The sequence below is a fragment of the Microbacterium sp. LMI12-1-1.1 genome (assembly GCF_040676455.1).
Lineage (GTDB): Bacteria > Actinomycetota > Actinomycetes > Actinomycetales > Microbacteriaceae > Microbacterium.
Genome location: NZ_JBEGIA010000012.1, coordinates 227,181 through 246,977, shown reverse-complemented (window position 1 = coordinate 246,977; position 19,797 = coordinate 227,181). Strand labels below are relative to the sequence as shown.

General features: G+C 69.8%; 10 protein-coding genes. 7 read left to right on the top strand and 3 right to left on the bottom strand.

What is annotated here, in order from left to right; translation table 11 throughout:
• Nucleotides 1-51 precede the first annotated feature (51 nt).
• Nucleotides 52-9,030, bottom strand: a complete 8,979-nt coding sequence (locus MRBLMI12_RS09780) for a DUF5979 domain-containing protein (protein ID WP_363356132.1) — start codon at nucleotides 9,028-9,030, stop codon at nucleotides 52-54.
• Between the two features lie 181 nt (nucleotides 9,031-9,211).
• Here MRBLMI12_RS09780 and argG point away from each other — a divergent pair, with 181 nt between their 5' ends.
• From argG to MRBLMI12_RS09755, 5 genes are all read left to right on the top strand, one after another.
• Entirely contained in the window at nucleotides 9,212-10,654 is a 1,443-nt protein-coding gene (argG, locus tag MRBLMI12_RS09775) for an argininosuccinate synthase (RefSeq protein WP_349425755.1), read from the top strand.
• A gap of 255 nt (nucleotides 10,655-10,909) precedes the next feature.
• Nucleotides 10,910-11,569, top strand: coding sequence for a TetR/AcrR family transcriptional regulator (locus MRBLMI12_RS09770; protein ID WP_363356130.1), 660 nt, complete (start codon nucleotides 10,910-10,912; stop codon nucleotides 11,567-11,569).
• Complete coding sequence (locus MRBLMI12_RS09765) at nucleotides 11,566-12,267, top strand: hypothetical protein (RefSeq protein WP_363356128.1); 702 nt, start codon at nucleotides 11,566-11,568, stop codon at nucleotides 12,265-12,267. The genes MRBLMI12_RS09770 and MRBLMI12_RS09765 overlap by 4 nt, the downstream gene beginning before the upstream one ends.
• On the top strand, nucleotides 12,264-14,117 hold the full coding sequence (locus MRBLMI12_RS09760) for a YhgE/Pip domain-containing protein (protein ID WP_363356126.1): 1,854 nt from the start codon (nucleotides 12,264-12,266) through the stop codon (nucleotides 14,115-14,117). The genes MRBLMI12_RS09765 and MRBLMI12_RS09760 overlap by 4 nt, the downstream gene beginning before the upstream one ends.
• Before the next feature lie 195 nt (nucleotides 14,118-14,312).
• Nucleotides 14,313-16,985 carry a penicillin acylase family protein gene (locus tag MRBLMI12_RS09755; protein WP_363356124.1) on the top strand — a complete coding sequence of 891 codons (2,673 nt, stop codon included), beginning with the start codon at nucleotides 14,313-14,315 and terminating at the stop codon, nucleotides 16,983-16,985.
• 167 nt (nucleotides 16,986-17,152) lie between these two features.
• Here the strand turns inward: MRBLMI12_RS09755 and MRBLMI12_RS09750 are convergent, their stop codons facing one another.
• Complete coding sequence (locus MRBLMI12_RS09750) at nucleotides 17,153-17,350, bottom strand: hypothetical protein (RefSeq protein ID WP_363356122.1); 198 nt, start codon at nucleotides 17,348-17,350, stop codon at nucleotides 17,153-17,155.
• Between the two features lie 19 nt (nucleotides 17,351-17,369).
• On the bottom strand, nucleotides 17,370-17,813 hold the full coding sequence (locus MRBLMI12_RS09745) for a VOC family protein (protein WP_363356119.1): 444 nt from the start codon (nucleotides 17,811-17,813) through the stop codon (nucleotides 17,370-17,372).
• Nucleotides 17,814-17,944: 131 nt separating this feature from the next.
• Between MRBLMI12_RS09745 and MRBLMI12_RS09740 the strand changes: the two genes are divergently transcribed.
• Together MRBLMI12_RS09740 and MRBLMI12_RS09735 are read left to right on the top strand one after the other, a co-directional pair.
• A complete protein-coding gene (locus MRBLMI12_RS09740) occupies nucleotides 17,945-18,493 on the top strand; it encodes a CGNR zinc finger domain-containing protein (RefSeq protein WP_363356117.1) in 549 nt (182 codons plus the stop codon).
• Between the two features lie 339 nt (nucleotides 18,494-18,832).
• Nucleotides 18,833-19,699: an AraC family transcriptional regulator gene (locus MRBLMI12_RS09735; RefSeq protein ID WP_363356115.1), complete on the top strand. Its 867-nt coding sequence runs from the start codon at nucleotides 18,833-18,835 to the stop codon at nucleotides 19,697-19,699.
• Nucleotides 19,700-19,797: the final 98 nt, after the last annotated feature.

The window sequence follows — 19,797 nt, the reverse complement described above, 5'->3', positions numbered from 1 at the left end:
GCCGCACGAGAAGGCGGGGTCGGAGTATCCGGCCCCACCATCTCGCTACGGTCAGCTCAGCCGACGCCGCCGCATCGCCGCGATCACCAGCACCAGACCGCTCGCGAGAACGGCCAACCCGGCCGACAGCGCGATCACGACGCCGCGCCCCTCCAGCCCGGTCGGCGGGAGAGGTGCGATGAACGTGTTCGTGAAGACGATCGTCACCTGGCCCGACGCGAGGGTCACCGTACCCGTGGTTCCGGGCTGCTCCTCACCATCGACGGTGATCGTCGTCTGGTCGGCGTCACCGGCGTCCGTCTCGACGACGGTGCACTCGCTGCCCGCAGGCAGGTCCACGATCTCGGCCGTGAGGCCGTCAGGACCGCCGATCTCGTACGACGAGTCGTGCACGACCAGTCCGGGTGCGGGATGCGAGGGATCGATGAGGACGCAGGTGACGTCCACCGGGAAGGTGCGCGTCACGGTGGAGGCCGCCGTGCCGTCGACGACCTTCGAGATGCGCAGATCGGTCACGCCGAAGGCGTTGGCGATCGCCACGGACGTCTGATCCTCGGCATCCGTGTTCGGAAGCGGTGCCAGCGACGCCGTGGTCGCCGCTGCCGGATCACCGGCCTCGCCGCCCTCGGTCACGACGACCGTCGTCGACTCGGCGCCCGCGGTGTCGGTCTCGGTGACGGTGCACTCGGCACCCTCGGGCAGCTCCGTCCACGTCACCGTCTCGCCGTCCGCGATCGTCTGCGTCATCGGCTCGGCGGCAGCGACCTGCTGCTCGTTCCAGAGGCAGTCCAGCGTCACCTCGAACGGGCCGTACGAGATCGGCTCGCCGTCGATGCCCGTCGCCTCGGACTCCACCGTCTTGGTGACGGAGACCTGCGCCAGGTTGAAGGTGTTGCGGACCTGCAGGCTCGGCTGAGGCTGATCGTCGACGCTCAGGATGGTCGGATCGGTCTCGACGGTGAAGGTGTAGCCCTCGCCGTCGCCGGCGATGACATTGCCATCCGCGTCCAGGATCTCGGTCTCGTTCGCTCCCCCGTCGTCCACCTCGATGAGGCGGCACTCGGCCCCGGTAGGCAGATTCTCCCAGAGCGCCGTCGGCGAATCCGCGCTGACGACACGGATGCCGCCGTCGGGGATGTCGACGATCTCGCCGTCGCGGACGCAGACCAGACGCAGCTCGTACGCGGCGGTGCCGAACTTCTCGGCGCCGTCGCCGGCGAACGTCTTCGTCACCTCGAGGGAGCCGGTGAGGTACCAGTTGGTGGCGGTCACCGTCACGAGGCCACCGCCCTCCGGGACGATGCCCGTCCCGATCGAGGTGTCCTCACCGTCGTTGGGCTCGATCACCACGGCGTCCGCGCCGTTGAGGTCGTCCTCGACGACGGTGCACTCGGAGCCTGCGACCACGTCGTAGACGGCCGAACTCCAGCCGTTGCCCGCGTTCAGCTCCAGCTGCGCGTCGATCACCGTCTCTCCGGCGTACACGCAGGTGACGGTGAAGGTGAACGTCTGGTCGAGCCCGAACTGGTCGGCGCCCGCTCCCTCGAACTCCTTCACGAGCACCAGCACTGTCGCATCGAACAGGTTCGTGTACGTGACGGTGTTGACGACGGCGGTGCTGTCCGGCTGCAGTTCGGGGATCACCACCGTGCGCGTCTCCTGGTCGATCTGCGGCGCGAGCTCGCCCTCCGCACCCGGTACGTCCGCGGCGGTGACCGTGCCGTCGGCGCCGCGATCGTCGGTCTCGGTGACCGTGCATTCGGAGCGCGCCGGGATCTCGGTGATCGTCTCGGTGTCACCCGCGTCGAGCGTGAACGTCTCGTCGACCACGGTCTCGCCCTGGAAGGTGCAGACGACCTGGAACTCGAACTGCGTCGGAACGAACGGGCTCTCGGACTCGACCGCCTTGCCGACCTCGAGGGACGCCCACTCGTAGGTGTTCTCGATGTCGAGCGCGAACGTCTCGCCGGCGGCGGTCACCGTGATCGACGACGGCGTCACCGTCGTGCCGGTCTGACCGAAGTCGTCCTCCTCGACCGTGCAGACCGATCCCACCGGGACGTCGGGGATCACGACCGGGTCCTCGCCGGGGACGATCGTCACGACGCCGTCGTCGGCGAGCGGCACGTCAGCGCCCTGCCACGTGCACGACACGGTCGCCGTGTACTCCGCCGGCACGGGGAAGCCTTCCGGCGCATCCACCGTCTTCGCGACCGACACCGAGCCGTTGTCGAATTCGTTCGTCACCGTGACCACGACCGGCGTCTCGCCGTCACCGACGGCCACCGTCGCGGGTGCGATCGTCTGGTCGGTGGCGAAGCCGTCATCCGTCTCGGTCAGGGTGCACTCGGCACCGGTCGGCAGACCCTCGTACAGTGCGGTGCCGGCTCCCGTGATGGTGCGCGTCGCCCCGCCGGGGATCGACACGTCGACGGTCTCGCCGTTGACGATGCGCGTGCACGCGAGGCTCACCTCGTACTCGTACGTCGTCGCCGGGTCCAGAGCGTTGGCGGGAGCGCCTTCGAGCTCCTTCTGCACCTCGAGCGAGCCGACGGTGAACGTGTTGGTGATGTCGGCTGCGACCGGTGCCGCAGGATCGTCGCCGACGACGACCGTGACGCTTCCGGTCGACGAGTTGGCGCCGCCGTCCTCCGTCTCTGTGACGGTGCACTCGGCGCCCGTCGGCAGGTTCTCGACGAGCCACGTCGGATCGTCGGCGCTGAGGGTCGTGGAGTCCTCGAACACGGGGTCGGGCGTGACCCCGTCGAGCGTGCACGACATCTCGACGGTGAAGGTGGCACCACCCCAGACCTCTCCGCCGGCCCCGGCGATCACCTTGGTGACCTCGACGGCGCCGACGGTGTAGGCGTTCTCGACGGCGACCAGGGTGAGCGCCGTGGTCGAGCCCTCGTCGTACGGAAGGACCGTGAAGGAGGCCTCCGCCGACTCCAGCGGGTCACCCTCGGTGCCGTCCTCGGTGATGACGACGGTCGTTCCTGCGGCACCGGCCGCGTCCGTCTCGGTCACCGTGCACTCCGCGCCGGCGGGGATGTCGGAGAACGTCTTCGACTCCCCGTCGGCGAGCGTGAACTCCAGGTCGGACTCGGGGATCGTCTCCTGATCCAGGAACGTGCAGCTCGCCGAGAAGGAGTAGGTGCGTTCGTAGACGACGGGCTCGCCGTCCTGGTTCTCGGCGCCCCCGTTGTCGACGCTCTTCAGCACGGTGAAGCCACCGGCCGCGTACTCGTTCGTGACCTGGATCGAGGCCTGCTCCGGGTCACCGCTGTACGGATCCCAGACGGACGGCTCCTCGCTCCAGTCCCGGTCGGCGATGACGCCGTCCTCCGGATCGACCGTCACGGTGACGCCGGGGATGAGCGGGTCCTCGACCACGGTGCAGGTCGAGAAGAGCGGCAGGTTCACCGGTCCGGTGGTGCTGTTGTAGGCGAGCACCGTGCCGTCGGCATCCACCGACGGACGGCTGGCGTCGCTGCCGTCGGCGTGCAGGAGCGTCGCCTCCTGGCCGCCCGAGAGGCAGGTCACGAGCAGCGGATAGCTGTCGGGCAGGTCGACGTCGGTCGCGAAGTCGGGCGCCTCGACGACCTTCGACAGCAGCAGCTGCCCGGTGGCGGCTGCGATACCGACCTTCTGCGGCTCGACCACGAGCGACGGGCGCTCCGGCTGAGTGACCGTGGCGTTCGACCGGGATGCCGTCGCGAACGAGTTGTACGCGATGGGCAGGCCTTCGGGCACCGCCGATTCCGCCGGAAGCAGGTACGGCGTCTGCGTGTCGTAGAGGAGCCGGAGCGTCTCACCCGGGCGCAGGCCCGGAGCGGGCGAGAGCTCGTCGGGGTTCGAGTACTCGAGCACGAGGAGCACGCTGCGGGCGGCCTGCAGCGTAACGGGAGGCGTGGCGGCGCTCGCGAGCTCCCAGTCGAAGTCGCACGCGGGGTCCGCAGCGGCGTCCTCGGTGAACACCTTGATCGCGTTGTCGTTGCAGCTCTGGCTGAGCTGCACCGGCGACAGGTAGATGCCGTACGACGAGTAGGCGCTATCGGCGAGATCGGCGAAGTTGGCCGTCACACCGCCGGTCAGCGTCACGGAGAACTGCGATCCTCGATCACCGGGCACGATCACGCCCTGATCGTTCTGGTCGGGGAGGGTGTCGACGGCGGCGACGACCCGCGCGCTCGTATTCCCCGTGTTGGTGAAGTCGACGCGCCATTGCTCGGTGCCGCCCGGCCGCGTGACCGGGGCACAGGGGTACGAGTAGAAGCCGAGGTTGGTGACCCCGGGAACGCTGGGATCGCACGCGGCCGCATCGCCGTCCACGTTGAGCACGCCGAGGTCCTCGTCGCCGGCGACGTCCGGATCACCCGCGTCCAGACCGCGCACATACTTCTTCGCGGCGATCGTCGCCGAGGCCAACGGGGTGATCTCCGTGTCGGCGGAGCAGTCGGGCACGCCGGGCGGGGTGTTCTCGACGGGCTTCGGAACGAGGTCGCTGCCGTCCTGGACGGTCGTCCCCTGGCACGTCTCGAAGAGGCGATCCGACGAGACCGTGACCTCGTTGCCGACCGTGGTGTCAGGCGTCACATCGTCACGGAAGAGCAGCGGCGCGTTCACGGTGAGCGTCCACCCGGCATTGAACACGAAGTCGGCGGGCGACTGGATCGTCAGCAGACCGGTCGCCTCGTTGAGGGATGCCGTGAAGCCGGGGTCTCCGCTCGGCGCACCCGTGCCGCTCAGCGCGAACGTGTAGGCGGCGGGATCGGGTTCGACGAGGAGGGAGCCCTCGGCATCCGTCTCCACCTGGTCGACGACCGTCAGGCCGGTCATGTTCCACTGGCCGGTGTTGGCGACGGTGATGACGTACGGGATGGTGCCGCCGGCGCTGATCAGCGACGACGAGCCGCGGGTCTTCGTGACGCTGACGGCATTCGGCCGGTGGAGCACGACCGTGGAATCGGCCGCCTCACCCGCCTGCTCGAACTCCTGTACTCCGAACTGGGCGGTGCTGAACGACTGCACGTCATCGCTGATGACGCCCGGTTCCGTCTCGCCGGGGTTCGGCTGCAGGTCGGGGCGGGTGGTCGACACGAGCACGCTCGGATCGCTGCGCAGCGTGTCGCGGCGCATCGTGGTGAGCGAGAACGTCAGCTGCGGGTTGTACGGGCGCTCCCACTGGAGCACGTCTCCCTCGGCATCCACTTCCTGCGCGCGGAAGCGCACGCCGACGACGGTGCCCTCGTCCGTCACTCCGGCGGGCAGGTCGAAGCTGACGATGTCGCCGGCGGCGGCATCCGTCCATTCGCCGTCGACCCAGCATGGCGAGTCGTCGGTGAGCGGCGCGCCGTTGCAGGTGGCCACGAGCTCTCCACTGACAACGGTGTACTCGACATCGCTGCCGGCGTCGTCATCGACCAGGACGTCCATCGCCACCTGGTTCACGGGCGCCGGCACGGTGATCTGCGCGCCGACGTAGTCCATCGTGTTCCAGAACGTCGCAGTGGTGTCGGTCAGGCTGAAGAAGGTGGTGCGAGCGGTGCCGTTCGGACGCCCGCCGAGCTGCGTGACGTAGCTCTTGGACTGGTCCTCGTAGACCGACTCGGGAGTGATCGACTTGGTCGTCTCGATGGCGTAGCTCGCCGCGACGATCTGGAAATCGTCGCTCGCGTCGGCGGCACCGGTGCCGCACTGATTGTCGGCGCAGTCCTCGAGGACCGGGCTCTCCAGCTGGGTGTGGGCATCGTTCTGGATGCTCTCGCCTGCGGGGGTCACGGTCACGGGCGTGCCCGGGTCCGACCGGAGCACGTCGCGCAGCTGCCACGTCAGCGTGAGGCCGCCGGTCGCTCCGGACGCGATCACGGCGCCGCCTTCGTCGTCGCGGAAGGCGACGGAGATGCCGGTCGCATCCTGCAGATCGGAGAAGTCCAGATCGAGGGCTTCGGCATACGTGTAGGGGACGGGCGCGCCTCCGATCGTCAGGGTGACGGTGGTCTCGGCCTCGGTGATCCCGGACGGCAGCCGGATCGCGTCGATGTCGTAGAGGTTCAGCGTGTCGAACGCGGTCGGATCGGCCTGCGTGGGCGCGGGGTCGGAGATCACCATGCCGGTGACACGGGCTGCCGACGTGTTGGTCGCGACGAGCGTTGCGCTGATGAGCGGATAGTCGGCCGGGTCGACGTCCAGCGCCGGATCCGGCAGGCCGAGCTGCTCCTGGTCGAACTCCTTCGTGAGTGTCGCGTTGATCGGCTCGTCGACGATCAGGATCGTGTCGGCGGCGACGTCGACGCTGTCGACTCCGGTCGCCGTGTTCACGCCGTGGGCACTCGCGGTGTTGTCGACCAAGCCGGCCTGGTCGGTGTTGTAGCCGTACGGGTGGAGGTCTCCGAGCACCCACTGACCGGGGTCGCTGCGCAGCGTGTCCCGCACGCGGAAGTCCAGGTCGAAGGGCCGGCGATCGTACGACGATCCCACCCCTGCGCCCGCCGTCTTCTCGGTGAGCACGACCCGCACAGCGAGCGCCGCGGCACTCTGCTCGGCGGTGAGCTCGTAGCCCCCGAACTGGCCGTCGCAGCCGTTGGCGCACGCCTGGTCCGTGATGTCGGTCCAGCCCTCGCCGTCGAGCCACAGCGAGACCTCGGTGATCACGTCGTTCACGATCAGCGGGTCGGTGGACGCCGTGACGGGATCGATCGCCACGAGGTCGAAGGCGTCGTAGACCGACGCGACGGTGTTCTCCGGGTCCTCGGTCTCCGAGATGTCGGTCAGGGTCATCTCGGTGATGTTGAGGCCGTCGGTCGACCACCACAGCCGCGCCGTGCGGACGTCGCCCGACAGCGCCGGGACATCGTCGTCCGGCGCCCACTCCTTGTCGAGGAAGTCGGGCCCGGGGCCGCCGTCGATCGGCAGCAGGTCGATGTCGTCCGAAGTGCTGTCGGTCTGCTCGCCGCCGGCGTCGGGGTTGTCGACCAGCGACTGGGCGGTGTTGGTGAAGGTCACCTCTTCGTCGTGCGGCTGCGTCACCTCGACGTCGATGTGGGTCACCACCGTGAAGCCCGGCTGCAGCAGCTCGGGGCACCCCTCCGCATCCAGCGGGAGGTACTCGAACTGGATGCCGCCGATGTCGTCCTGCAGGTCGGCGGGGATCGCGTACGACCAGAGGTCCTCGGGACCGGGGATGGCGGTCGCGCCCAGGAAGTCTGTCCAGTCGCCGTTCGTCGACTTCGGCCAGTAGCGCACCGTGAGGGTCGTGCACTCGGGGATGTCGGTGTTGTCGATCTGGGTCGCGGTGAAGTTGTCCCAGAACTCGGAGCCGAGGGCGGGGAACTCCGGGTCCGAGATGACGAGCCGCTCCGAGCCGGCGGTCGACTCGGGCGTCACGTTGCCCGTGAGGGTGACATCGGCATCCGTGCCGGGCACGCCGAAGATCTGCTCGGGGCTGATGGACTTGGTGACACTGGTGTCGATGGTGAGCGGCTCGATGGTGAACGGCGCCTCGGTGTCGGCCACCCCGGTCTGACCGTTGGTGTTCTCGACGGAGGTGTCGACGACGTTCGTGCTCGCCACCGCCTCTTCGGTGGACAGCGCGGTGATGTCCATCGGGATGGTCGCATAGGCGCCCGAGACGATGTCGTCGCCGGCGGCGGAGTAGACGACGGTGAAGCCCTCCACCGTGCACCCGTCGGTCGGGTCGGGAAGCGTGTCGACCGTCGTCGTCGTCGCGGTGCTGTCGGCGCAGTCGCTGTACGTGTAGGTGATCTCGGCCGATGTCGCGGCGACCGGCCACGCGACGCCGGCGCCGAAGCCGTCGAAGCTGAGCCCCTGCTCGGTGAACGTCGAGGTGCCCGCGGACGGCTCCGCGACCGTGAGCGTCTGCACGTCCTGCTCGCCGACCGTCGCCGTGATGCTGGCCGTCGTGCTCTGCCCGCTGACGAGCGTGTTGTCGTCGAACGACTTCGCGATGGCGACGTCGGGCAGCCGCTGCGCGATGGTGATGCCCGCGTCGTCCGTCACCGGGTCGCTTTCGTCGTCGCCCTTGGTGACGATGGAGGACGCGATGTTCGTCACGGTCGCCTCGGAGCCGTCCGGGATGTCGGTGACGGCGTCGGTGGTCGTGGTGTGCACCACGACCTGGCCGGTGGCCCCGGGCGCGAACGAGCCGGTGAAGGTGACCCGGATGCCGCCGGAGGCGGAGATCGGATCGGGTGCGGTGGTCGTCCAGGCGCCGTCCACGTAGTACTCGGTGGTGGTGGCGGTGGTGCCGGTCGGGGCGGTGACGTCGTAGCCCGTCACATCGAGGTAGCCGCCGAAGTCCGTCGGCGGCGTCGCCGGATCCTGCACGACGATGGTGTCGACGTTCTGGTTGGACCCGTTGCCCGGCGTCACCGTCCAGTCGACCGGCTGCCCGGGGACTGCGGGAAGGGTGCTCGTCGGGCTGACGGCCTTGTCGATGCTGGGCAGCAACGTGGTGTCGACATCGAGGACGATGTCGGCGGAGGCCGGCGTGCTCGGCGCGTTGTCGCCGGTGGCGGTCGCGGTGTTCGTGACGGTCGCGCCGTCCCAGGTGCCGTCGGCGGCCGGGTCCACGATGGCGTTCACCGTGATGGTCATGCTGTACCCGGCCGGCCACAGGACGGGATCGGCCGTGAGGTCGAGACCGGGCGCGACGGTGAACGTGTTCGTCGCGGGGTCGACCTGGAGGTCGTAGGTGCCCGCGGGCTGCCCGGCGGGCGGGTTGATCTGAACCGAGACCGGGTCGGTGAAGGCGGGGTTGAACATGAGGGGGTCGGGGAGCGGGTCGCTCACGAGCGTGTTGTAGCAGCCTGGATCGTTCGTCGACGAGCAGTTGACGGTGATCTGGTAGGTCACCGAGTCGCCCGGCCCGAACGGACCGGATTCGACCGCGATCTTCTGGATCGAGAAAGCGGCGACGGCGAACGCGGGCGACGCGACGCCTACGAAGACGGATGCCGCAGCCAGTGTCAGTGCTGTGATGCCCGCCAGGAAACCTCTACGCCGATTCATATAACCCTCAAACCCCTGAGCGCGCACACGTGATCTCGGCCAGCCTAGGGGCTGATCAGCGACCGTTTCCAGCCCTTCTTGGTGTGACGAGAGTGAATTTTGTCGTGTGCGGGACGATCGCAGGGGCGGGTGGATGCCGCGGGCCACGGCATCCCGCCACGCCCTCGGTAAGCTGGACGGCATGTCGAAGGTCCTTCAATCCCTGCCCGTCGGCGAGCGCGTCGGCATCGCCTTCTCAGGGGGCCTTGACACCTCCGTCGCCGTCGCGTGGATGCGTGACAAGGGCGCGATCCCGTGCACCTACACCGGCGACCTCGGCCAGCCCGACGAAGACGACATCGACGCGATCCCGAGCCGCGCGCTCGAATACGGCGCCGAGGTCTCGCGGCTGGTGGACTGCAAGCCGGCGCTCGTCGAGGAGGGCTTCGGCGCCCTCGCGTGCGGCGCGTTCCACATCCGCTCCGGCGGCCGCACCTACTTCAACACGACGCCCATCGGCCGCGCCGTGACCGGCACGCTGCTCGTCCGCGCCATGAAGGAGGACGGCGTCGACATCTGGGGCGACGGCTCGACCTACAAGGGCAACGACATCGAGCGGTTCTACCGCTACGGGCTGCTCGCAAACCCCGCCCTGCGCATCTACAAGCCGTGGCTCGACGCCGACTTCGTCACCGAGCTCGGCGGGCGCCAGGAGATGAGCGAGTGGCTCGTCGAGCACGGCTTCCCCTACCGCGACTCGGCCGAGAAGGCCTACTCTACGGACGCCAACATCTGGGGCGCGACGCACGAGGCGAAGACGCTCGAGCACCTGAACGTATCGCTCGAGACTGTCGAGCCGATCATGGGCGTGCGGTTCTGGGACCCGTCGGTCGAGATCGAGACCGAGGACGTCACCGTCACCTTCGAGGCAGGCCGACCGGTCGCCCTCAACGGCGTCGAGATCGCCGACCCGGTCCAGCTCGTCTTCGAGGCCAACCGCATCGGCGGCCGCCACGGCCTGGGCATGAGCGACCAGATCGAGAACCGCATCATCGAGGCGAAGTCGCGCGGCATCTACGAGGCGCCGGGCATGGCGCTGCTCTTCATCGCGTACGAGCGCCTGGTCAACGGCATCCTGAACGAAGACACGCTGGCCACGTACCACGAGCAGGGCCGCCGCCTCGGGCGCCTGATGTACGAGGGCCGCTGGCTCGAGCCGCAGTCGCTCATGCTGCGCGAGTCGATCCAGAAATGGGTGGGCTCGACGATCACGGGCTCCGTGACCCTGCGCCTGCGTCGCGGCGAGGACTACACGATCCTCGACACGAGCGCCCCGCGCCTGTCGTACCACCCCGACAAGCTGTCGATGGAGCGCGTCGGCGACGCCGCGTTCGGCCCCACCGACCGCATCGGCCAGCTCACCATGCGCAACCTCGACATCGCCGACTCGCGCGTGCGGCTCGAGCACTACGCCGCAGCGGGCATCATCGGCGGAGCGACCGGCGAGCTCGTGGGCCACCTCGCGCAGGGCGAGGCCGGCGAGATCACCGAGCACGCCGAGGAGTACAGCGCCGAGCGCGAAGAACTGGCCGAGGCGACGGATGCCGCGAACGAGGCATCCGCGTTCGACCTGGGAACCGACTGAGCGTCTCTTCGGACCGCGGTCGTTGAGCGAGCGACGACGGAGTGAGACGACCGTCCCGCGGTCGTTGAGCGAGCGACGAAGGAGCGAGACGACCGTCCCGCGGTCGTTGAGCGAGCGACGAAGGAGCGAGACGAAACGCGCCTGACCTTGCGAAAGGTCTGGCGCGTTTCGTCTTCGGGCGCCAGAGCGCCCTCCGCTCAACGGCCGCGGGGATATAACTTGCACAATGTTGTGCAAGATAACTATCGTGGAGGCATGACTTCTTCGATCGATGCTGTGCGCCGTCCGCGGCGGGACGCTCTCGAGAACCGCGCCGGCATCCTCGCCGCGGCGCACGTCGCCCTCGCGCACGACCCCCGCGCGTCGGTCGACGCGATCGCCCGGCAGGCGGGCCTCTCACGACGGGCCCTCTACGGGCACTTCGACGACCGCGACGCGTTGGTGCGCGAACTCGTCGCCCAGGGGGCGGAGAGGTTCAACGCCATCGCGGTCGCGATCGACGATGCCGACCCGCGCGTCGCGCTCGCCCGCCTCGCGGGGGCGCTGTGGAACGAGGCAGCCCACGTGCAGGTGCTCGCCGCGATCGCCCTCGACGAGGCTCACCTCGAGGAGACGGCGACCGCGCTCGCTCCCCTCCGCCGGACCGTCGTGCGCATCGTGCGCGAGGGTCAGGACGCCGACGTGCTGCGCACCGACGTCGCCGCCCCCACGCTCGCCCGGCTCGTCGAAGAGACCGCGCGCACCGTCATCACCCGCATGGACGCCTCGTCGCCGAGCGCGGGCGCTCTCGCCGTGCGGGCCGTGCTCAGCATCGCCGGACTCTCGTGGCGCGAGGCCGCGGCGCTGCTCGAGGATCATCCCGACCTGCTCGCCCCGCCGGCGGCCGCCACCGCCGCCGCGGCGGTGACGGAGTGAAGGTCGAGCTGGATGCCGTTGGCAAGGGCCGCCGCGAGCACGCACTTCCCGTGACCTCGGCCGTCTTCGAGTCGGGCCGCGTCACGCTGGTCGCCGCCGAGACCGAGCAGCGGCCCACCGTGCTGGGCCTCATCGCATCGGGCCGGATGCGGCCCGACACCGGTCGTGTCGCCATCGACGGGCGCTCGGCGGCCGCCCGCCTGCGCCGGCGCGTCGCCCTCGTCGACGCCCCCGAGGTGTCTGAGCCGGAACCGAACGTCACGCTCGCCGGCGTCGCCGCCGAGGAGCTCATGTTCGCGGGCCGCCGGTCGGACCCGATCGCGGTGCGGCGCTGGCTCGACGAGCACGCGCTCGGAGAGGCGGCATCCGTCCCCGTCTCGAACGTGGATCCCGCCGACCGCGTGCGCGCGCTCTGGGAGCTGGCCGTACTGCGCAATGGCATCGAGGGCCTCGTGCTCGTCTCGCCCGACCGCCATGGCGGTCCGCCCGCCGCGTGGTGGGCGATCGCCGAGGACTTCGCCGCCCGCGGCCTCGCGGTGCTCGTGATCGCCGGCCAGGCCTCGCAGTCGGTGCTCGTCGAGCGAGCGGCGGTCGTTGAGCGAGCTGGCGAGTCGAAACGCAGCGACGAGACGCCCGGGATCGCGGGCAGGCCACGGCTGCGCCGCTTCACCGCGCCGTCGAAGGGTGGCCGGGCATGAAGGTCCCCCAGATGATCCTCGCGGAGCTCCGGCGCCTCGCCTCGACGCGCATGTCGCTCATCGCGCTGATCGCACTGATGGTCGTGCCGATCCTCTACGGCGGCCTCTACTTGTGGGCGAACCGCGACCCCTACGGCCAGCTCGACGAGGTGCCGGTCGCACTCGTGGTCGCCGACACCGGTGCCGAGCTCAACGGCACGGAGCGCGACCTCGGCGACGAGGTCGCCCAGGAGCTCATCGAGGACGGCACGTTCGACTGGCACCTCGCCACCGCCGACGAGGCGGACGCGGGCCTCGACGACGGCGCCTACGACTTCGCGATCGAGCTGCCCGCGGACTTCACCGCCGCGATCGCCTCCATCACGACGGGCGAGCCGCGGACGGCCGACATCGTGCTGCACACGAGCGACGCCAACAACTACCTCGCCTCGACGATCGGCACGCAGGCGGTCGAGCGCATCCAGACCACGATCACCGAGAAGGTCGTGGCCGAGGCGGGTCTCACCATGCTCGACGCGCTCGACACCATCCGAATCCAGCTGACGGATGCCGCCACCGGCGCCTCTCAGCTGGTGGACGGTCTCGCGCAGGCCGGCGACGGTGCGGGGCGGCTCTCCGCCGGTGCCGTCCAGCTCGCCGACGGAACTGCGCAGCTGCGCGACGGTGCCACCCAGCTCTCGACGGGTGCGGCTCAGGTCGCGGACGGTGCGAGCCAGGTTGCCGGCGGCACCGCGCAGCTCGACGCGATCGCGGACCGGATCGGCGCGGCATCCTCTGATGCGGTCTCGACACTGCCACAGGTGCGCGACGGCATCGCCGCGACGCTCGCCGAGGCGGGTCTCGACCAGACGCGGATCGAAGAGGTCCTCGCACAGCTGGATCCCGTCGGCGAACGGCTGGACGCGGTCGACGATCGCGTGCAGGGCGCCGTCGCCGAGATCGGCCGGCTGAACGACGGAGCCCAGCAGGTGTCGGCGGGCGCCGCGAGCGTCGCCGCAGGCTCGGCGACCCTGGCCACGGGCGCGGCGACCGCCGCCGACGGTGCCGCGCAGCTGCGCGACGGGGCAACTGCCCTCGACGGCGGCCTGACCCAGCTCGAGGACGGCGCGACGCAGCTGCGCGACGGACTCGCCGACGGCGCCGCCCAGCTGCCCTCGTTCGACGCCGCGACCCGCCAGGCCCAGGCCGGCACGCTGGCCGCGCCCGTCGAGATCGAGCGGTCGTCGCTCACCCAGGCCCAGAACTACGGCGCCGGCCTCGCGCCGTTCTTCGCCGCCCTCGCCGGCTGGATCGGCATCTACGCGCTGTTCCTGATCGTCAAGCCCGTCTCCAAGCGCGCGGTGACGGCCCTGCACTCGCCGATCCGCATCACTCTCGCGGGCTGGGCGACCCCCGCCCTTCTCGGCGGCCTGCAGATGGTCGGGCTCTTCGGGGTGCTCGCCCTCGCGCTCGGCTTCTCGTTCGCGCATCCGCTAGCGACGCTCGGCATCCTCGTGCTCGCCAGCGCCACGTACGCGGCGATCGTGCTCGCGCTGAACGTCTGGCTGGGATCGGTCGGGCAATTCCTCGGGCTGGTGCTGATGGTGCTGCAGCTGGTGACCGCGGGCGGCACGTTCCCCTGGCAGACCCTGCCGGCACCGCTGGCTGCGCTGCACCACGTGCTGCCGATGGGCTACGTCGTCGACGCGATGCGCCAGGTGATGTACGGCGGCAGCGCCGACCGGGTGTGGCTCGACCTCGCCGTGCTGCTCGCATGGCTCGTGGGCGCCGGCGTGATCGCCGCCATAGGGGTCACCCGCATGACGCATTTCCGCACGCTCCGCGACCTGCAGCCGAGCGTCATCGGCTGACGGATACCGGGCGGGCAGCACCCGTCGGATGGTTCGCAACAGCCGACCCCTCGGCAAAAGCGAGTGCGATTCGGCGTAGGGCGCGGGTCGGGGTTAGCATGCGGAGCGGTGCCTGTGCTACCCGAATGCACAGGGACCGGATGCCGCGGTGCCTGGCACCGCGTTCCCCCCAACCCTCGCTCGGAAAGCCCTTCAATGCCGAAGCCCCAGCCCTCGCCCTACGCCGTCGACGACACCGCTCCCCGTCGATCCGTGGGGCGGACGGTCGGCATCACGCTCTTCAGCATCCTCGCGGGCATCGTGGTGCTCGCCCTCATCGCGGTCGGCTTCGTCGCGTACACGGCGCAGCGCTCGTTCCCGCAGCTGAGCGGCGAGGCGACGGTGCCTGGCCTCGAGGCGGAGGTGACGGTGCAGCGCGACGTGCTCGGCATCCCGACGATCACCGCCGACTCGTCGCACGACCTGTTCTTCGCGCAGGGATACGTGCAGGCGCAGGACCGGTTCTGGGAGATGGACTTCCGCCGGCACGTCACGAGCGGGCGCCTCTCGGAGCTGTTCGGCGCATCGCAGCTGGGCACCGACAAGTTCCTGCGCACGCTCGGCTGGCACGCCACCGCCGAGCAGGAGGTCGAGGCGCTCACCGCTACCGAGCGCGCGTATTACGACGCCTACGCCGACGGGGTCAACGCGTACCTCGCCGAGAACCAGGGGGCCGACGCGTCGTTCGAGTACGCGATCCTCGGCCTGCAGAACCCCGACTACCAGATCGAGCCGTGGACGCCGGCCGACTCGGTGGCGTGGCTGAAGGCGATGGCCTGGGACCTCCGCAGCAACATCGAGAACGAGACAGAGCGCGCCGTCCTGGCGGCCGACCTCACCGAGGCGCAGATCGACGGCCTCTATCCCGCCTATCCCTACGACCGGAACCCCGTGATCGTGCCGAAGATCTCGACGGTGCCGGCTGTAGGCACGGCACCCGACCTCGCCGCCGAGGGCGAGGCCGAGGGTGACGCCGGCGATGCCGAGGGTGACGCCGCGGGCGACGCCGCGGGCGACGCTGCGGGCGACGCGGCCCCTGCCGCCGCCATCGAGTGGACCGAGGCCGACACCGTGCTCGACGCGGTGAGCGACCTCGTCGGCGACGCGGGCGAGGGCATCGGCTCGAACTCGTGGGTCGTGTCGGGCAGCGTCACCGACACGGGGATGCCGCTGCTCGCGAACGACCCCCACCTCGGGGCATCGCTGCCGAGCGTCTGGCACCAGATCCAGCTGAAGTGCTCCACCGTCACCGAGGAGTGCCCGTTCGACGTCGCAGGCTTCGGCTTCTCGGGACTGCCGGGCGTGGTCATCGGCCACAACGACCGCGTCGCCTGGGGCTTCACGAACCTCACCACCGATGTCACCGACCTGTACCTCGAGAAGATCGACGGCGACTCGTACTGGTACGACGGCGCGCTGGTGCCCCTCGAGACGCACACCGAGACGTTCAAGGTCGCCGGCGGCGAGGACGTCGAGCTCGAGGTGCGCTCGACCGTGAACGGCCCGATCGTGTCCGGTCTCACGGACGACTTCACGGCGATCGCCGAGAACCCGTACACCGGCACGGCAGGCACGGTCGCCGCGCCGGCTGAGGCGCCGGACGGCGAGTATGCGGTCAGCCTGCGGTGGACCGCGCTGCAGCCCGGGACCACGGCATCCGCCATCTTCGCCCTCAACACGGCGAAGGACTTCGACGATTTCCGCGGCGCGGCCGCCCGCTTCGACGTGCCGGCGCAGAACCTGATCTACGCCGACGTCGACGGCAACATCGGCTACCAGACGCCCGGCAAGCTTCCGATCCGCGGCGCCGGCGACGGCTCGATGCCGCAGCCCGGATGGGACTCGGCGTACACGTGGCAGGGTTACATCCCGTTCGAAGAGCTGCCGGTCTCGTACAACCCCACCGAGGGCTACATCGTCACCGCGAACAACGCGATCGTCGCCGCCGACTACACGTACAGCCTGACGACGGACTGGGACTACGGCTGGCGCGCCGCGCGCATCGACGAGCTGATCCAGCGCGCGATCGCCAAGGGTCCGGTGACCGCCGACGACCTCAATGCCATCCAGGCCGACAACTACTCCTTCGTCGGCATGCGGTTGACCGCGGCCTACGCCGAGATCACCACGGGCGATGACGACACGGATGCCGCGCTCGACCTGCTGCAGGAATGGGACGCCCAGAACGGCGCCGACTCCGCGGCCGCCGCCTACGCGAACGTGCTGTGGGACACCCTGGTCGAGAACGTGTTCGTCGACGGCCGCGAGAACGCCGCACCGCTCAGTGGCCAGGGCCGGCTGTTCCTGGTCGTCGACGCGCTGCTCGACGACGACAGTTCGCCGTGGTGGACCAACGAGGAGCTGGGTGTGGCGGGCATGACCGACACACTGAAGCGCGCGGCGATCGACGCGTACGAGCGTCTGGTCGACGAGCAGGGCGACAACCCCTCGCGCTGGAACTGGGGCTCGCTGCACGCGCTGCCCCTGATCAACGACAGCTTCGGCGAATCGGGCATCGCACCCATCGAGTGGCTCTTCAACCGCGGTCCGTACCCGGTCGGCGGCGGCTCGTCCGTCGTCAACGCGACCGGGTGGGACCTCGGCTCGAGCTTCGCGACCGTCACCGTGCCCTCGATGCGCATGATCGTCGACCTCTCGGACTTCGACGCGTCGCGCTGGAACCAGCTCACCGGCGAGAGCGGCCACGCCTTCCACACGAACTACACCGACCAGGTCGAGTCGTGGCAGAAGGCCGAGCTGACGCCCTGGGCGTTCTCGTCGAAGGCGGTCGACGCGGCCACCACCGACACCCTGGTGCTGACGCCCTGACCGGCCGGTCGGCGCTCACGAGATGCACGGTGTGATCGCGTAGCCGTCTGCGGCGAGCGCCTCGTCGTCGGTCAGGGGCGGGCGCTTCCCTTCACGAGACGCTCCGCGTGATCGCGTAGCCGTCTGCCGCGAGCGCCTCGTCGTCGGTCAGGGGCGGGCGCTTCCCTTCACGAGACGCTCCGCGTGATCGCGTAGCCGTCTGCGGCGAGCGCCTCGGCCATGTAGGCGGCGTACCACTGCGGCCAGTTCTCGTCATAGACCGACCCGAGCTCGTCGCGCTCGTAGCGGCCGTGCGCCTCCGCGGTGCGCGTCAGCAGCTCGCGCAGGAAGGTCTCGGCATCCGAGACCGGGGCGTCATCTGACATGGTCAGAGTCCTTCGCGGTTCAGCGGCCCGGGGCTCGCGTAACGATCTGCTGAAGCACCCAGCCGTTGCCGTCCGGGTCTGAGAACGACGCATACGTGCCGTAGCTGTCGGCAGCCGGGTGCGGGCCCGCGACGCGGTTGTCGGTTCCGGCCCAATGGAAGATGCCGTCGGCGTCGTGCCACAGCTCGCTGACCTCGGCGCCGCGCTCACGCAGCTGCTCACGCGCCCCGGTGATGTCGGTGGTGATGAGGTGCAGGCCCTGGGTCGACCCCGGCTCCGCCGTCGTGAGCTTCTCACCGAAGATGATGGATGCCGCCGATCCGGGCGGCGTCAGCTGCACCACGCGCAGGCCCCGCTCTGAGCGGAAGTCGGCGTCCAGCCGGAAGCCGAGCTGCTCGTAGAAGGCCTTCGATCGGTCGACATCCGAGACGGGGATGACGACGACTTCGAGCTTCAGGTCCATGAGTTCCTCCTCTGTCAGCGACCGATGCGTCACCGGTCTGAATGGTGACCATCATGCACCGATGAACGTCACCTGTCAAACAGGTGACGCCATTCGACCCTCATCGGCGTGTCACCTGTCAGAATGGTGATGTGATTCACGCCTTCCCGTGCGGCACGCTCGCCCTCGACTTCGTCGGCACCCTGCGTGCGCGTCGCAACGCCCGCCCCACCGAGAAGCTCGCTGCGCCCTCCGACCTCGACGCATGGTTCGTGGAGTCCGGCCTGGTTCCCCAGGCCACGGCATCAGTGCCCGCTGATCTGGATGCGGCAGTCGAAGTGCGGGAGGCGATCTACGCACTCGTCTGGGCGCGGCTGCACGAGCGGCCGCTGCCCGCCGACGCGGTCGCCACCGTGAACGCCGCCGCCGCAGCCCTGCCACTGACGGCCGCGCTCACGCCGGACGGCTGGTCCCGCTCGGGAAATCCGCGCCAGGCGCTCTCCGACATCGCGCGCGAAGCGGTGGAGATCGTGGGCGGCCAGCAGTCCGCGCTGCTCCGCGAGTGCGCGCGACCCGAGTGCACGCAGGTGTATCTGGACACGTCTCGCGGTCATCGCCGTGAGTGGTGCACGATGTCGACCTGCGGCAGCCGCATGAAGGCGAAGGCCTACCGCGAGCGCCGCAAGGCCGACGCCGCCTGAGCCGTCGCCCGACGACCCGACCGGCCCGCGGGCCGGTCGGAGCCGTGGCGGCGTCGGTCGACCAACCCCGACCTGCACGGTGGAAGGATCGGCGCATGACAGTTGAGATCACGGCGGAGTCCGGCAGCTGGTGCTGCTGACGGATGCCGAGGACGCACAGCGGGCGTTCTACGAGTCGCGGGGGGTTCGTCGAGGCACATGACTTCACCCAGAATCAGCTGCGATCGTTCGTCCGCATCGTCTGACGCCAGACCAGCGGCGCGCGCCCGATCGAATCGGACCGCGATAGTAGGGTGCGGATTGCCACCGACGGCGAGGCTGGATGTCGAAGGAGGAACCGTGATCGCGATTCTCAATCAGGTCGTCGGGTACGTCGAGGACCACCTCACCGAAGACATCGACGTGGCCGACCTGGCGCGGCGTCTCGGCACCACCGAGTACCACACGCGCCGGATGTTCTCGTCGCTGGCCGGGATGCCGCTGTCGGAATACATCCGGCGACGCCGGATGTCCGTCGCGGCGGCCGACGTCGTGGGCGGCGATGACCTGCTCGCAATCGCGGTGCGCTACGGCTACGGCTCGACCGAGGCATTCGGTCGCGCATTCCGCGCGGTGCACGGCGTCGTCCCCGGCGACGTGCGCCGGGACGGCGGTCCCCTTCGTACGCAACCGCAGCTCAGGTTCCGCCTGACCGTAGAAGGGAACACCCCCATGGACACCCGCATCGCAGAACTCTCCGACCTCCGGCTCGTCGGCCACGCCGCCCGCGTGCCGCTCATCCACGAAGGCGTCAACCCGCACATCCAGGCTCACATCGCCTCGCTCCCCGCCGACGAGCACCTGCGCCTCAAGGCGCTGAGCAGCGCCGAGCCCGCAGGGCTGCTGCAGGTGAGCGCCGACCTCGACCCCGACTACACCGAGGGCAGCGAACTGACCTACCTGCACGGCGTCGCCGTCGGCGAGGGCACGACGGTGCCCGACGACCTCGACGTGATCGAGGTGCCGGCCGGAGGCTGGGCGGTGTTCCGCACCTCCGGCCCGTACCCCGCGGCCCTGCAGGCCACGTGGGCCGCGACCGCCGCCGACTGGTTCCCGTCCAACCCGTGGCGGCTGCGACCGGGGCCCTCGATCGTGGCCATCCTCGAGCGCGCCGACGACTTCAGCACCGCGACGTCGGAGCTGTGGCTGCCGGTGGAACGCGCCTAGCCCTTCGCCGACGCGGCGGTCGTACCCTGGTTCGGATGGTGCTCGGCAGGAGCACGAGGACTCGAGGAGGCTCGTAGGTGGAGACCCGAGCGGTGCTG